General features: G+C 37.2%; 12 protein-coding genes and 3 pseudogenes. All 15 read right to left on the bottom strand.

Annotation, left to right across the window (positions count from 1 at the left end; all coding sequences use genetic code 11):
• Positions 1 to 10 precede the first annotated feature (10 nt).
• Positions 11 to 970 carry a polysaccharide deacetylase family protein gene (locus BN1372_RS05810; RefSeq protein ID WP_062197904.1) on the bottom strand — a complete coding sequence of 320 codons (960 nt, stop codon included), beginning with the start codon at positions 968 to 970 and terminating at the stop codon, positions 11 to 13.
• A gap of 89 nt (positions 971 to 1,059) precedes the next feature.
• Positions 1,060 to 3,273: a polyribonucleotide nucleotidyltransferase gene (pnp, locus tag BN1372_RS05805; RefSeq protein ID WP_082418965.1), complete on the bottom strand. Its 2,214-nt coding sequence runs from the start codon at positions 3,271 to 3,273 to the stop codon at positions 1,060 to 1,062.
• 119 nt (positions 3,274 to 3,392) lie between these two features.
• Complete coding sequence (rpsO, locus tag BN1372_RS05800) at positions 3,393 to 3,662, bottom strand: 30S ribosomal protein S15 (protein ID WP_062197903.1); 270 nt, start codon at positions 3,660 to 3,662, stop codon at positions 3,393 to 3,395.
• Positions 3,663 to 3,772: 110 nt separating this feature from the next.
• Entirely contained in the window at positions 3,773 to 4,723 is a 951-nt protein-coding gene (gene ribF / locus BN1372_RS05795; RefSeq protein WP_062197902.1) for a bifunctional riboflavin kinase/FAD synthetase, read from the bottom strand.
• A 16-nt stretch (positions 4,724 to 4,739) separates the two neighbouring features.
• The gene (locus BN1372_RS05790) at positions 4,740 to 5,369 is read right to left on the bottom strand and encodes a tRNA pseudouridine synthase B (RefSeq protein WP_230198840.1); all 630 of its coding nucleotides are present in this window, start codon (positions 5,367 to 5,369) and stop codon (positions 4,740 to 4,742) included.
• A 22-nt stretch (positions 5,370 to 5,391) separates the two neighbouring features.
• Positions 5,392 to 6,039, bottom strand: a pseudogene (gene truB, locus BN1372_RS15145) (tRNA pseudouridine(55) synthase TruB); the annotation flags it as partial.
• A gap of 68 nt (positions 6,040 to 6,107) precedes the next feature.
• Entirely contained in the window at positions 6,108 to 6,461 is a 354-nt protein-coding gene (rbfA, locus tag BN1372_RS05780) for a 30S ribosome-binding factor RbfA (RefSeq protein WP_062197899.1), read from the bottom strand.
• Between the two features lie 16 nt (positions 6,462 to 6,477).
• Entirely contained in the window at positions 6,478 to 6,756 is a 279-nt protein-coding gene (locus tag BN1372_RS05775; protein WP_062201136.1) for a DUF503 domain-containing protein, read from the bottom strand.
• Positions 6,756 to 8,828: a translation initiation factor IF-2 gene (gene infB / locus BN1372_RS05770; protein WP_062197898.1), complete on the bottom strand. Its 2,073-nt coding sequence runs from the start codon at positions 8,826 to 8,828 to the stop codon at positions 6,756 to 6,758. The genes BN1372_RS05775 and infB overlap by 1 nt, the downstream gene beginning before the upstream one ends.
• A 17-nt stretch (positions 8,829 to 8,845) precedes the next feature.
• The gene (locus tag BN1372_RS05765) at positions 8,846 to 9,148 is read right to left on the bottom strand and encodes a YlxQ family RNA-binding protein (protein ID WP_062197897.1); all 303 of its coding nucleotides are present in this window, start codon (positions 9,146 to 9,148) and stop codon (positions 8,846 to 8,848) included.
• On the bottom strand, positions 9,145 to 9,423 hold the full coding sequence (gene rnpM, locus BN1372_RS05760) for an RNase P modulator RnpM (protein WP_062197896.1): 279 nt from the start codon (positions 9,421 to 9,423) through the stop codon (positions 9,145 to 9,147). The genes BN1372_RS05765 and rnpM overlap by 4 nt, the downstream gene beginning before the upstream one ends.
• A gap of 18 nt (positions 9,424 to 9,441) precedes the next feature.
• Positions 9,442 to 10,533, bottom strand: a complete 1,092-nt coding sequence (gene nusA, locus BN1372_RS05755) for a transcription termination factor NusA (RefSeq protein WP_062197895.1) — start codon at positions 10,531 to 10,533, stop codon at positions 9,442 to 9,444.
• 175 nt (positions 10,534 to 10,708) lie between these two features.
• Positions 10,709 to 11,179: a ribosome maturation factor RimP gene (rimP, locus tag BN1372_RS05750; protein WP_062197894.1), complete on the bottom strand. Its 471-nt coding sequence runs from the start codon at positions 11,177 to 11,179 to the stop codon at positions 10,709 to 10,711.
• A gap of 298 nt (positions 11,180 to 11,477) precedes the next feature.
• Positions 11,478 to 12,881: pseudogene (locus tag BN1372_RS05745) on the bottom strand (PolC-type DNA polymerase III); the annotation flags it as partial.
• Between the two features lie 752 nt (positions 12,882 to 13,633).
• Positions 13,634 to 16,537 (bottom strand): annotated as a pseudogene (locus tag BN1372_RS05740) (PolC-type DNA polymerase III); the annotation flags it as partial.
• Positions 16,538 to 16,602: the final 65 nt, after the last annotated feature.

The raw sequence follows: 16,602 nt of genomic DNA, 5'->3' as shown, positions 1-16,602 counted from the left end.
ACTTTTGATTCTAGTTCTCAATGAATTGCCTTTTTTCACTGATTAATTCAGAAACGGGGATGATCACAAATCCTTTATTTTGTACACCCACAATCATTTCTTCTAATGTTTGATCTGTTACTTTTGTCGGATGCATTAATACGATTGCGCCCGCATGGCTTTTCGAGACTATTTTTAACTTCATAGAAACAGAGTTAGGATTTTTCCAATCAACCGTATCAACGGTCCATAAAATAGTATCCATCGAAAGACTGCGGGCAGCTCGTAGCGTTTCTTCATTAAACGCACCGCTTGGAGGACCGAATAAGCGCGGTACCTCTCCTGTAATAGAAGACAGAACGTCATTGGTCTGTTTTATTTCTTTATACGCTGCTTCTTTAGACATCCGCCCCATATCCGGATGGGAAAAAGAATGGTTCCCAATTTCATGACCTTCTTCAGCAATCATTTTTACGATATCAGGATTATTTTTTGCAAATTGACCTTCAATAAAAAAGGTTACTTTCACATTTTGTTTTTGTAATGTTTGCAGCATCGATGGCAAATACTCTTCCCCCCACGCCACATTAATAACAAACGATACCGCTTGTTTCTCCTCTCGTCCTTTATAAATCGGGGCAGGAGACAGATCACGTAACGTTACTTTTGGTTTCGTTTCTTTATATACCAATAACGTTTCATCAAACGTACCTTTTTTTTTCATTTTGTCATAAGATAAACGAACATCTACCTTTTTCCCATTTAATCCTGGTACCCCTTTCCAAATCGAATCAATTCGTGCATCTTCTGGTTTTACTTCATGGTCTTTCGCCCTTTTTTGAATCTCCACATATAAAGGATCATCCATTTTCGATACATCTAAAGAATCATATTTGATGGACGTAACGTAATCTAAAATGGCTGTCTTTTGAATGATTAGGATACTAATTGCAAACATTAAAAATAAACTAAACGTTCGAATTTTTCGCATGTCCCTCCCCCTCTTTTTTATCTTTATAAGAGAAAGTGAAAAAAAAGACCAAATAAAAAGAAGCCGGTGTTCCAGCTCCTCTCATTGGCCTATTTTGAATCATGTTTTTTCGATCTTGGGTGATGATTTTTTTCACGTTGTTCTTCTGTTTCTTTTCCTTCTTCTTTTCGTTCTGGTTTTGGACTGCGTTTTTCACGTTTTGATGCATTTTCATCTTCACGTAAAATCGCTTTTCTTGATAAATTTACGCGTCCTTGATTGTCAATTTCCGTTACCTTTACAAGAATTTCATCTCCAACAGACACAACGTCTTCCACACGATGTACTCGTTCTAACGCTAATTCCGAAATATGAACAAGTCCGTCTTTACCTTTAAAAATTTCAACGAAAGCACCAAATTTTTCAATTCGTTTTACTTTACCTAAGTAAATTTGGCCAACTTCCACTTCTCGTACTAAATCTTCAATAATTTTTTTCGCCTGAAGATTTTGTTGTTCTTCTGTAGAAGAAATAAACACTGTTCCATCTTGTTCAATGTCAATTTTAACGCCTGTTTCTTCGATAATTTTATTAATTACTTTTCCACTTGGACCAATGACATCACGAATTTTATCAGGATTAATGTTCATTGTTAAAATTTTTGGTGCATATGGTGACAATGTTTTGCGAGGAGAACCAATTGTCTCTAACATATGTTCAAGAATAAACATACGACCTTTTTTCGCTTGTTCTAATGCTTCTTGTAAAATTTCACGTGTAATTCCAGCAATTTTAATATCCATTTGTAGAGCAGTTACGCCTTCTGATGTTCCTGCTACTTTAAAGTCCATGTCACCTAAATGATCTTCCATTCCTTGGATATCTGTTAAAACCGTATAATCTTCTCCGTCTTTTACAAGCCCCATTGCAATCCCTGCAACCGGTGCTTTTAACGGTACACCTGCATCCATCATCGCAAGTGTAGAAGCACAAATACTTGCTTGAGAAGTAGAACCATTTGATTCTAACACTTCCGATACACAACGAACCGTATATGGAAAATCTTTTTCATCTGGAATCACTGGTTCAAGAGCTCTTTCTCCTAATGCTCCATGTCCAATTTCACGACGACCTGGACCACGAAGCGGACCTGTTTCTCCAACACTAAAAGAAGGGAAATTGTAGTGATGCATCCAACGTTTCGATTCTTCAAGATCAAGTCCATCTAAAATTTGTACATCTCCAAGCGGACCTAACGTACAACTGCTAAGTACTTGTGTTTGTCCACGTGTAAAGAGGCCTGATCCGTGTGTACGTGGTAACTTGCCAACTTCCGATGATAAAGGACGAATTTCGTCAATTTTCCGACCATCTGGACGAATTTTTTCTTTTGTAATTAACGTACGAACTTGTTCTTTAATTAACGATTGCGTAATATTTTTTACTTCTTTCGTTAGCGCTGCATCTTCTTCATCTGGTGCAAATTCTGCTACAATTTTTTCTTGAATTTGTTTTAATCCTTCATCTCGTTCTTGTTTATCAAAAACAAGAACAGCTTGACGAACTTCCGTTTCATATGCTGCTTTTATTTTTTCAGTTAATTCTTTATCTAATTCATGTAACACAACTGCCATTTTCGGTTTTGCTAATTGTTTCGCAATTTCTTCTTGGAATGCGACTAATCGTTTAATTTCTTCGTGGCCAAACATAATCGCTTCTAACATAATTTCTTCCGGTACAGCATTCGCTCCCGCTTCCACCATGTTAATCGCATCTTTTGTTCCAGCAACGATTAAATGTAAATCGCTTTTTTCTGCTTGTTCTACCGTAGGGTTGATAACAAATTTTCCATCCACACGACCAACAATAACACCTGCAATCGGACCATCAAATGGGATATCCGATACCATTAAGGCAAGTGATGAACCGACCATAGCTGCCATTTCTGATGAACAGTTTTGATCCACGCTCATCACCATGCTAATGACTTGTACTTCATTGCGGAATCCATCCGGAAACAATGGACGGATAGGACGATCGATTAAACGACTTGCTAAAATTGCCTTTTCACTTGGGCGTCCTTCTCGTTTAATGAATCCACCTGGAATTTTACCTACTGCATATAAACGTTCTTCGTAGTTAACAGTTAGAGGAAAGAAATCCAGATCCTTTGGTTCCTTTGACGCTGTTACATTCGATAAGACAGCTGTATCTCCATAACGAACAAAAACAGCACCATTTGCTTGTTTTGCCAATTGACCAATTTCGAACGTTAATGGTCGTCCTGCCCAATCGATGGAGAAAACGTGTTTCGTTTGTTCCATATTTCGTAATACTCCTCTCATGCTCTTAGTAACATTGGACTTATTATATCCGAAGCTATGTGGGATTAATCTTTTTTGCTAACAAAAAAGCGGGACGTATCCCGCTTTTCTTTTTACCATTATCGACGTAAACCGAGTTTTTTAATTAACTCACGGTAACGTGTAATGTCTTTATCACGCAAGTAGTTTAATAAGTTACGACGTTTACCAACCATTTTTAATAATCCACGACGAGAATGGTGATCTTTTTTGTGTTCACGTAAATGTTCATTTAAATTATTGATATTCTCAGTAAGAATAGCAATTTGAACTTCTGGAGAACCAGTGTCCCCTTCGTGTGTTTTATATTCGTTGATTAATTCTTGCTTCCGTTCTTGAGATAAAGCCATCTCAATACACCTCCTATTAATAATCCCCTAAACCTCGCAAACGTCGGTGAATCGATTGCCAAGTTAAGGTTTTTGTACACTGTTTAGAATACCGTTCTTTGGACAAAATTTCAACCCTTATCCTTATTTTTTTCAAAATATTCAAAAGCAAACTGTTTATCTCGGTGCAATTGTGACACTAATTCCTCAAAATGCGGAAATTTTTGTTCATCCCTTATTCGTGTATAAAAGCGAACGGTTACGTTTTTTCCGTAAATCGTCGAGGAAAAATTTATAATGTGTACTTCTATCGTGGTGATTAATGTTTCATCATTAAATGTCGGCTTATATCCAATATTACACATTGCATCATACCATATACCATCCACTTCTATTTGCACTGCGTATACGCCAACACGTGGCACTAAATAATTAATGGAACAAGAAATGTTTGCTGTAGGAAATCCAATTTTTCGGCCGCGTTTATCTCCATCCACCACTACTCCGGTAATTTCATACTGTCTTCCTAACATTTGCGCTACTTTTTCCATTTCACCGTCACTAATGCGTTTTTTTATTTCTGTTGAACTCACTTTTTGATCATCCTTTGTCAATTTATCTACGACCGTTTGCGTAAATTCATTTCTAGAGTGGAACGGCAATGTTTCCATTGTCCCGCGTCCCATTTTTCCGTATGTATAATCAAATCCAGCTACAACATGCTTCACAGAAAGTGCAATGACATATTGATCAATAAATTCTTGTGGGGAAAGAGAAGCAAACTCTTTCGTAAAGTGAACGACATACAATTCCTCAACGCCTAACGCTGCAATCGCCTTCATTTTTTCCTGTAAAGGCGTAATATATTGCACTGTTTTCTTTTGCTTGACGACAGCAGAGGGATGCGGATCAAATGTCATGACTGCACAAATCATCTTTTTTTCTTCTGCTAATTTTTTTGCCGTTTGAATAACCTTTTGGTGACCGAGATGAACACCATCAAAAAATCCAAGAGCCAATACTTTACATTTTTCTAAAAAAGGCTCGAATTGATAAGGATGATGTATGTAGATTGTTTTCAAATAAATCCACCTTCTCTTAGCAAGAATGATTTAAAACTTTTTTCGGTTTCATATATGCTGGTTTTGTTGGATGTTTTTCATAGATTGCGATAATACGTTTATCTTTATTATAAACAGCATACGGACAATCTTCCATCTTTTCAATTACTGGTAAGACAGCCCCATGTTTCACTTTTTCTTCTATTTCTTCTGTTACCACGATAGATGCCAAGTGTGCAATTCCTTTTTCCATCGGAAACAATAGCTCATCTATTTTTTCTGCTTGTACATATTGTTCTATTTCTTCAAAAGTGACACATTCTTCTAGTGTAAACGGACCGGATTTTGTCCGAACTAAATCAGATAAATGTGCAGGATAACCTAATTTTTGTCCGATATCGTATGCCAATGTGCGTACATATGTCCCCTTTGAACAACGAACACGAATTGAAAATCGAATCATATCCCCAGTAAATTGTTCTTCCTCTGAAAGAAGCTCTAATTCGTAAACCGTCACTTCTCGTTTTGGGCGTTCGACTTCGATGTTTTCTCTCGCATATTCATATAATTTTTTCCCGTTCACTTTCACGGCAGAATACATCGGGGGGATTTGTTCAATGTTTCCAACAAACGATTCTAGCACTTGCATAATTTGTTCCCTATTTATCGGATGTGTAACCTCTTTTTTCGATACAATCTCTCCATGTGCATCCNAGTGTAAACAGACCGGATGTTGTCCGAACTAAATCAGATAAGTGGGCAGGATAACCTAATTTTTGTCCGATATCGTATGCCAATGTGCGTACATATGTCCCCTTTGAACAACGAACACGAATTGAAAATCGAATCATATCCCCAGTAAATTGTTCTTCCTCTGAAAGAAGCTCTAATTCGTAAACCGTCACTTCTCGTTTTGGGCGTTCGACTTCGATGTTTTCTCTCGCATATTCATATAATTTTTTCCCGTTCACTTTCACGGCAGAATACATCGGGGGGATTTGTTCAATGTTTCCAACAAACGATTCTAGCACTTGCATAATTTGTTCCCTATTTATCGGATGTGTAACCTCTTTTTTCGATACAATCTCTCCATGTGCATCCTCCGTTGTTGTACTATACCCGAGCGTTACTTCCCCGATGTATTCTTTATCGTAGTCAGTCAAATAGCTAGCTATTTTTGTCGCTTCTCCAATACACATCGGTAATACGCCATTTACTTCTGGATCTAGTGTTCCGGTATGACCAATTTTTTTCGTTTTTAGCAGTTTACGAAGCTTATATACACAGTCATGACTGGTCATTCCTCGCGGTTTATGCAAAGCAATAATCCCTTCCATTTCCGCACCTCTGTTTCTGTTTACTTTAAAAAAGGATAGACAAACGGATGTCTATCCTTTTTTCCTTCTTATTCTTGTTCACTCTTTTTTAATTTCATTAACAATTCATCAATACGATTCCCATACTGGATTGATTCATCAAAGGCAAAAAATAATTCAGGTGTCTTTCTTAAACGAATTCTTTTTCCAACTTCACTTCGAATAAATCCTTTTGCTTTTTCTAACCCTACAAGGGAAGCTTCTTTTTGTTCTTCATCTCCTAGAACAGAAATAAAAACGGTTGCTTGTTGTAAGTCACCTGTTACTTCTACATCCGTTACCGTAACAAATCCAACGCGAGGGTCTTTTATTTTATGTGCAATAATATCACTAACTTCTTTTTTCATTTGTTCTGCTACACGGTTTACACGCATATTTCCCATTAGGTACACCTCTTCTCTATAACCACTCGTATGTGATATCTATAAGCTCTAACTGTGAATCTTGGTCCATCATCGAAATGGCCTTTTGTAATTCCTGTTCTGCCCGTTTTTGCGTCGTCGCAATCGTAACAATCCCAATTACTGCTTTTTGCCACTTGTCATGCTCCTCTATTTCACTAACAGCAATGTTAAAGTGCCCTTTTAAACGAGTGATTATACTTTTTAGAACAGAACGTTTTTCTTTCAAAGAATTCGCATCATAGATGAAACATTCACACCGGACGTAACCTATCATCATACGTGCTTAATTTCCTCCATTACGAATGCTTCGATAACGTCTGCTTCTTTTATATCATTAAAGTTTTCTAACATGATTCCGCATTCGTAACCTTTTGCTACTTCTTTTGCATCATCTTTAAAACGTTTTAACGAGTCTAATTTACCTTCGTATACAACAATGCCGTTACGGATTAATCGCACGCCAGCATCACGAACAATTTTTCCTTCCGTTACATAACAACCTGCAATCGTACCAAGTTTAGAAACTTTGTATGTTTCACGAACCTCTGCTTGTCCGACCACTTTTTCTTCATATTCAGGGTCAAGCATTCCTTTCATTGCAGCTTCGATTTCTTCGATAGCATTATAAATAACTCGGTATAAACGAACATCTACATCTTCTGCTTCTGCTGTTTGTTTTGCATTAACATCCGGACGAACATTAAAGCCTATAACAATGGCATTCGAAGCAGAGGCTAAAATAATATCAGATTCCGTAATCGCACCAACACCCGTATGGATAATTTTAATTTTAACGCCTTCTACGTCAATTTTTTCTAATGATCCACGAAGTGCTTCTACTGACCCTTGTACGTCTGCTTTAATGATTACGTTAATCTCTTTAATATCTCCTTCTTGGATTTGTTTAAAGAGATCATCTAAGCTAACGCGAGAGCTTTCCGCACGGTTTGCTTCGCGATATTTTTGTGCACGTGCTTCCCCGATTTGTCGAGCTTTTTTTTCATCTTTAAAGACCATAAAGTGATCCCCTGCTTTAGGCACTTCATTTAAACCTGTAATTTCGACAGGAGTAGAAGGACCTGCCACCTTGATCCGGCGTCCAAGATCGTTTGTCATCGCACGAACACGCCCAAAAGCACAACCTACTACGATAGAATCTTGAACATGAAGCGTACCATTTTGAATAAGCAATGTCGCAACCGGTCCGCGTCCTTTATCTAGTTGCGCTTCAATAACTGTACCTAACGCTTCCCGTTTTGGATTTGCTTTTAATTCTAACATTTCAGAAACTAATAGAATCATTTCTAATAATTCATCAATACCTTCCCCTTTGAGAGCGGAAATTGGTACGAAAATAGTATCACCACCCCAAGCTTCTGGAACTAATCCATGCTCGGTTAATTCTTGCATCACACGGTCTGGGTTTGCTGTTTCTTTATCAATTTTGTTCACCGCTACAATAATTGGTACTTCCGCAGCTTTTGCATGGTTAATCGCTTCGATTGTTTGTGGCATCACACCATCATCCGCTGCAACAACTAGAATCGTAATATCTGTCACTTGCGAACCACGCGCACGCATGGAAGTAAAGGCAGCATGCCCTGGTGTATCTAAAAACGTAATTTTTTTACCGTTTTTATCCACTTGATACGCTCCGATATGTTGTGTAATGCCACCCGCTTCGCCTGTTGTTACTTTAGAATGACGAATCGCATCTAATGTCGTTGTTTTCCCGTGGTCGACATGTCCCATAATCGTTACAACTGGTGGACGTTCTGTTAAATCTTTTGGATCATCGATAATTTCATAATTTTCAATATCTGTCACATCGATTGTTTTCACTTCTTCGACTTCTACGTTGTATTCTCCACAAATCACTTCGATTGTATCAGGATCTAATTCTTGGTTAATCGTAGCCATCACACCAAGTAAGAATAATTTTTTAATGATTTCTGATGGTTCACGGTGAAGTTTTTTGGCTAACTCACTAACAGTAAGCGATCCTTCAAATTCAATTTTTTCAGGAAGTTCTTTTGGTTTCGGTTCTGGTTTACGCTGTTTTTGTTGCTTTTGTTGTTGCTTTTGTTGTTTACCAGATTGCTTCTTCCCTTTTTTTTCTTTTTTCTGTGTTTGCGGTTTTGATTGATTGCTGTTCTCTTTTTTCACTTCTGCTTTCGGCTTCTCATTATTTCCTATAAAAGTTTTTTCTACTTGTGTAATTTGAGATTCCTCCAAAACAGACATATGGTTTGTCACTTCAATCCCTATATTTTTGAGTTTTGTAATCACTTCTTTACTTGAAAAGTTCCACTTTTTGGCTAATTCATATACGCGCATTTTCGCCATAGAACCACCTCCATAAATTATTGTTCAACTAATTCGTTCAACTTTTTGGCAAATCCATCATCCGTAATCGCAATTACCACTCTGGCATCTTTTCCGATTGCCTGCCCAAGGGTATATCGATCTTCAATAAAACGAAGAGGAACACGATAATACGAACATTTATCGGTAATTTTTTTTGTCGTATTTGCTGATGCATCTTTTGACAATAACACTAATTTAGCTTGTTTTTTTTGCACTTCTTTAACAACCAACTCTTCACCAGAAACAATTTTTCGCGCACGGTTCGCAAGCCCTAAAAGCGATGACCATTTACTACTCATCTATGTTGCTTCTCCTTTTGAATGAAAGATAACAGTTCATCATAAATAGCATCATCGACTTGCGCTTTCAGATGTTCATTCAATGATTTTTTTTGTTTAGCTAGTAAAATAACTTCTTCACTTTTCGTTAAATACGCACCGCGTCCAGCCATTTTACCGGTTGGGTCAATTGAGACGATTCCTTCTTGATTCCGAACGACTCGAATCAATTCTTTTTTCGGTTTCATTTCATGTGTCACGACACATTTTCGCATCGGAATTTTTCTTTTTTTCATTGGACCTCACCTCAACTTTTATTCTTCCACGTCAAAAAGTTCGAGACGATTGTCTCCTTGATAAAGGCCTAATTCTCTTGCTTCTGATTCATTTTTAATATCAATTTTCCAACCAGTTAATTTTGCAGCTAAACGTGCATTTTGTCCTTTCTTACCGATTGCTAATGATAATTGTGAATCAGGAACAATGACTAACGTTGATTTGTTTTCCTCATCTACTTGTACTTCTAGTACTTCCGATGGGCTTAATGATTGAGCAACATATACTTTTGGATCTTCTGAGTATTTTACGATATCTACTTTTTCACCATTTAGTTCATTCACAACCGCTTGCACACGAGTTCCGGAATGTCCTACACATGCTCCAACTGGATCGATATCTTCGCGCTCTGCTGAAACAGCAATTTTTGAACGATCGCCAGCTTCACGAGCAATGGAACGTATTTCTACTGTTCCGTCTTGAATTTCTGCCACTTCTTTTTCAAATAAACGTTTCAAAAGTCCAGGGTGAGTTCTTGATACTGTAATCTGAGGTCCTTTTGTTGTTTTTTCTACTTTTGTAATATATACTTTCACGCGGTCATGAATATTTAATACTTCATTCGGCATTTGCTCGGTAACTGGTAACACTGCTTCAATTTTCCCAAGATGAACATATACATTTCGTGCATCTTTTCGTTGAACAATTCCAACCATCATATCATCTTCGCGATCAATATATTCATTATAAATAACACCGCGCTCTGCTTCACGAATACGTTGTTGTACTAAATTTTTTGCATTTTGCGCAGCTACTCGGCCAAAATTTTTTGGTGTTACTTCGATATCCATATAATCGCCCACTTCATAATTCGGGTTCATACTTTTTGCCTCTTCTACCGAAATTTCAAGGCGTGGGTCTTCTACTTCTTCTACCACTTGTTTTGTAGCAAATAATTTTACTGTTCCTTTTTTTTCATTAATATCAACACGCACATTTTGTGCTTGGTTGAAGTTTTTCTTATATGCTGATACAAGTGCAATTTCAATTGCCTCGATTAAAACTTCTCTGCTAATTCCTTTTTCTTTTTCGATAACGGCAATTGATTTTAACAATTCTTCACTGTTCATCGCCTGATTCTCCCCTTTTATAAAGAAATCTTCCATCAGTAGGTTTTTTGCCCTTACCCCACTGATGGTTAGATGCTCTTATCCCACTTTTATGAGCTGTTTTCTCCCCACTTAACTATTTTCGATTCTAGCTTATTTTGAAGTGAGGTCTTACTGCCCGTTCATGAGGGATAAATTAAAACATAACAGCAAGTCTAGCGCTTGCAACTTTTTTAAATGGAATTTGAACTTCTTTTTTTACTGTTTTCACCTGGATTAAGATAGTTAATGTTTCTCCATCAAAATGGTGTAATAGTCCTTCAAATTCTTTATTTGAATCAATCGGTTCATAAGTTTTAACATATACGTTTTTTCCAATTGCTTGATAGTAATCTTTTTCTTTTTTTAACGGTCGTTCCACTCCTGGAGAAGACACTTCTAAAAAGTAGGGAAAGGCAATGGGATCGACTTCGTCCAGTTTTTCGCTTAACTGTTCGCTCACTCGGCTACATTCTTCAATCCCTACTCCTTGTTCGCAATCAATAAAAACACGTAAAAAATAATTTTTACCTTCTTTTACAAACTCAATATCGACTAATTCTAGTTGTTCTTCATTTAAAATGGGTGTCACAAGTTCTTCCACAACTTGTGTTACTTTTTTGCTCATTTTGTTCCCCCTTTTAAGAGTCAATCAAGAAGTAAAATTTTTTATCCGTTATAAAGAGCAAGTTAACACTTTCGACTTCAAATGATGCATCATTTGAAGTCGCGAATGAACTGCTCGTAAAAAGTGGATACACTCTTCTAGCATCATGGGAGGAAGTGCGAATCCCCCCATTGAAGGAAGATTCCTTTATTAAACGAAACGAAAGAGTGGGAAAACCCACTCTTTTCTAGTAAAAAGCATATAATCTCACCGAATACACTATTGAATATATCATACAAACCAAAAAGTTGCAATGTTACTAAAACAACGATAATTGGTTTTGATCTGGTAAATCAGCTAAACATCCTAGTTCATCAAGATACTCTAACACTGTTTTCGAAATTTTACTCCGTTTCTGTAAATCCTCTTTCGATAAAAATGGTGCTTCTTCCCTTGCAATAACAATATTTTCTGCTGCATTTTTCCCTAATCCACCAATTGCACTAAATGGCGGAATTAATGAATTTCCATCGACAATGAAATTGTTTGCATCCGATTGATACAAATTAATCGTTTGGAAAGAAAAACCTCGTTCACACATCTCTAATGCAATTTCTAAAACAGTTAACAAACTTTTTTCTTTCGGTGTTGCCTCCAAGCCTTTTTCATTAATTTCTTCAATTCGTTTTCGAATCGCAGCAGAACCTTTTGCCATCGTATCTAATTCAAAATCATCAGCACGGACACTAAAATAAGCAGCATAAAACAAAATAGGCATATGCACTTTAAAATAAGCAATCCGTACCGCCATTAACACATAAGCAGCCGCATGCGCCTTAGGAAACATATATTTGATTTTCAAACAAGATCCAATATACCAATCCGGAACATCATGCTTTTTCATTTCTTCCATCCATTCTTCATTTAACCCTTTTCCTTTACGAACACTTTCCATGATTTTAAACGCAAGGGATGGCTCTAATCCTTTATAAATTAAATACACCATAATGTCATCCCGACATCCAATAACATCTTTTAACACGCATGTACCACTCTGAATTAAATCAGCAGCGTTATTTAACCAAACATCCGTCCCATGCGATAGTCCTGAAATTTGGACTAATTCCGAAAACGTACTTGGCTTTGTTTCTTCTAGCATTTGCCGTACGAAGCGTGTGCCGAATTCCGGAATACCTAGCGTGCCCGTATTACACATAATTTGTTCCGGTGTAATGTTTAACGATTCTGGCCCGCTAAAAATTTTCATTACTTCCTTATCGTCAACAGGAATCGTTTTTGGATCAATTCCGCTTAAATCTTGTAACATCCGGATAACAGTTGGATCATCGTGTCCGAGAATATCGAGTTTTAAAATGTTGTCATGAATAGAATGGAAATCAAAGTGTGTTGTTCTCCATTCTGAATGAACATCGTCCGCTGGATATTGAATTGGAGTAAAATCATAAACATCCATATAATCTGGTACAACAATAATTCCACCTGGATGTTGCCCAGTCGTTCTTTTGACGCCTGTACATCCACTCACAAGCCGATCCACTTCTGCGTTTCGTAACATTAATTCATTTTTCGATGCATAACTTTTTACATAACCGTACGCTGTTTTTTCCGCCACGGTTCCAATTGTACCTGCTCGATACACATAATCTTCTCCAAACAGGACTTTCGTATAGTTATGCGCATGGGGTTGATAATCTCCACTAAAGTATGACAATAGGTAAGCGTTTGATTTTCTCTCCGGCTTTTCCCCTGTCCCGCACCGTACGTGACCCTTTCGGTGTCATACGGCGCTCTATCGTCTTAGAACAGACGACTTAAGCCCTTCCCTCAGAATTATTTTCTCCTCCGACCTATTCTATCTATTCAGTCATCATCGGTAATTCCTCCAAACGGTACTACAGCTTTCCTGCCACTTCGACAAATCTTCATTATCCTTTCTATGGTTTTTGAAGAACGACTTTCAAGCGATATGTAATCATCTCAAGTCTCCGAAGCTTCCCACGTTCCATTAACTCTATCTATGCATCTTTCCCTTAGGTTTCCTCTAAACTCCGCCTAGCTTGCATGCTCCTGTAAAGCATGGTGAATTTTCACAACTTAACCTTTACTCCTCCACACTAGGTAGTCCTTTTTGGATACTAAGCATTTCTACTTAGTGATGTAACGGAGCGTCAGTCGAGGATTCGTCTTTTTTTAATTCTAACCATAGGAACCTTATAGACACCCGACCTATCATTTACAACGAAAATCGTCTTTCCTCACCATCTTACTGTGTTAGGGTAAACTTCAGCCGACTTTAGCGGGCTTCAAACAACTTCTACCATTTACAACGTGAGTATTGCTTGCCGCAGCTCAGTGAGTATGTTTCTAGGCGTTACCCTATCATTCCATACTTCGAGTTAACAGTTCTCCTAGCACTGTGCTAGTGACTAATCTTTTCCATTAGTAACGTGGCGCACTTAAGTCAATATCCGGTACTTTATCCCCCTTAAATCCTAAAAACGTTTCAAACGGAATATCTTGTCCATCTTTTTTCATCTTCGTTCCACATTTTGGACATTGTTTATCCGGTAAATCATAACCAGAACCAACAGATCCGTCGTTAAAGAATTCCGAATGCTTACAATCAGGACAAACATAATGCGGTGGTAATGGGTTCACTTCGGTAATCTCTGTCATCGTCGCTACGAAGGATGAACCGACAGAACCACGTGATCCAACTAAATATCCATCGTCTAACGATTTTTTTACGAGTTTATGGGAAATTAAATAAATAACCGCAAATCCATGTCCGATAATACTTTTTAATTCTTTTTCTAATCGTTTTTCTACGATTTCAGGTAATTCATCTCCATAAACCTCACGTGCACGTTTATAACTCATTTCACGAATCTCTTCTTCTGCGCCTTCAATTTTAGGAGTATACAAATCTTCTTTTACCGGCTTTACTTCTTCGATACTATCCGCAATTTTATGTGTGTTCGTAATCACTACTTCTTTTGCTTTCTCTTCTCCTAAAAAAGAAAATATATCAAGCATTTCTGCTGTTGTTCGAAAATGTGCTGGTGGTAACGTAATATTTTTTAACGGACTAGGTCCTGTAATCGATTGAATTAAAATCGTCCGGTACATATGGTCATGCGAATCTAGATAATGGACATTTCCAGTAGCTACAACCGGGATATTTAATTCATCGCCAATTTTTACAATTAAAGATAACATATCTTTTAACGCCAATTCATCGCGAATAAATCCTTTTTCGATTAAATGACCGTAATATTCTAACGGTTGTATTTCTAAGAAGTCATAAAAAGTCGCTAGTTTTTTTACTTCATCTGGCGTTTTATTCATAATTGCTTCAAAGATTTCCCCTTGGTAACAAGCGGAACCGATAAGTAATCCTTCTCGATTTGCTTCTAATATGGATTTTGGCATACGTGGAACACGGTAATAAAACTTCACATGTGACTTAGACACTAATCGATATAAATTTTTTAATCCCGCTTGGTCTTTTGCATAAACGGTACAATGAGAAGGTCGACCATTTTTGTAATCAGCACTTCCTCTAGCCGCATTTAATTGATCGTGGTATTCCACCTGTTTTTCTTCTTTCACAATCTCTAATAACTTCCATAATAAATACCCGGTTGCTTCTGCGTCATAAATTGCCCGGTGGTGCTGCGTTAATTTAATATCAAGCTTTTTACAAAGTGTATTTAACCGATGATTTTTACTATTCGGAAATAAAAAGCGCGCTAATTCAAGCGTATCAATAACGGGATTTGTTGCTTTTCCAATACCTATTTTTTCATACCCTGCATCTAAAAAGCCCATATCAAAACTAGCGTTATGCGCAACTAAAATACAATCTTTACTAAACTCATAAAATTCTTTAAAAACTTGTTCCGCTTCCGGAGCATCCACTAACATATCATCGGTAATATGTGTTAACTCAATAATGACATCGGCTAAAGGGCGATGTGGATTGGCAAACGATTCATATCGGTCAATAATTTCCCCATTTTTTATTTTTACCGCGCCTAGTTCAATAATTGTATCGTACATAACCGAAAGCCCTGTCGTTTCCACGTCAAAAACGACATACGTATCATCTGATAATTTTCGATGCGCAGATTGATAAGCTATAGATACGCCATCATTGATTAAGTTCATTTCTACTCCATATAAAATCTTCACCCCATGTTTTTGTCCAGCTTGGTATGCTTCAGGGTAACTTTGCACGACTGCATGATCTGTAATCGCTATTGCTTTATGGCCGTAATTTGCTGCTCTCTCAATTAAATCACTAGCGCTCACTACTGCATCCATTTGGCTCATGGTCGTATGTGCATGTAACTCAATGCGTTTTTCACCATCATACGGATCGGTCGGTTTTGCTACTTTGATTTCATTAATATCGTTTGCTATCACAACTAAATCACGAACGAAGGAATCATTTTGTACCGATCCTCGTACTTTTACCCACATTCCTTTTTTTACTGCTTTTAAAAGTGGAATATCTTCTTTTCCTCTTGAAAATACTTTTACTAAAATAGAATCCGTATAATCTGTCATTTTAAACGTTAACAGTACACGGCCACTGCGTAATTCGCGCACCTCACTATCAAAAATATACCCTTCAATAACAATCCGACGTTCCTCATCTTGAATCGTTTTAATCGTAACGGGTTGGTCTTTAATTTCATACCCGATACAAACTTCGTGCACTGGTATATCCGATTCATTCGCTCGTTCTTTTTGCTGTCTTTCAAATTCTATTTTTGCTTTCACCATTCGTTCTTCTATTTCTTTTTGGACATTTTCCCGGAATGATTGCAATTCTGCTTCTGTATTTTGTTTTACTTGGTAATGGAACATGATTTGTTTAAATCCAGCTTTATCATAGAGTCGTTTAATCGTATCTGCTGTTTTTTGTTCACATAACATCGCTTCCGCTTCATTGGAAAAAAAGAGATTCACTTTATTGCCTTCTACCGTTGGGGATGAGGCATGAATAGAGCGCAAAATAATATCAGAAAATCCCGTCATATATTTCATGAATACAGACCAGTATTCTAAAAATTGTGTTTCTGTATACGTCTCATTTTTCGGATGAATCGTGACATCAATTTTTTTTGTAATCTTTGCAAATTCATGACGAATTTTTTCGTATAACCCTTCAAACAGATTTGCTTGTAAAATGGATGGAACACCAAAATGAAAGTGCCATTTTCCTTCTTTCGGATACACTTGTAACTTTTCAATCGTTGCTTGCATTAGCTCTTCTGTTTTTAACTCATCTGGCCAATGAATTTGCTCTAGTAACAATTGAAATCGTTCCTGTTTTTCTTGTTCCACAATTTCACTCCTCTCTTTTTCTATTATACAATTTTTAAGGGGACAGAAAATGATACTCCTAAAAAGAA

It is taken from the genome of Massilibacterium senegalense, assembly GCF_001375675.1.
Classification (GTDB): Bacteria; Bacillota; Bacilli; order Bacillales; family Massilibacteriaceae; genus Massilibacterium; species Massilibacterium senegalense.
The sequence above is the reverse complement of the archived record's forward strand: the minus strand, read 5'-3'. Positions and strand labels throughout refer to the sequence as shown.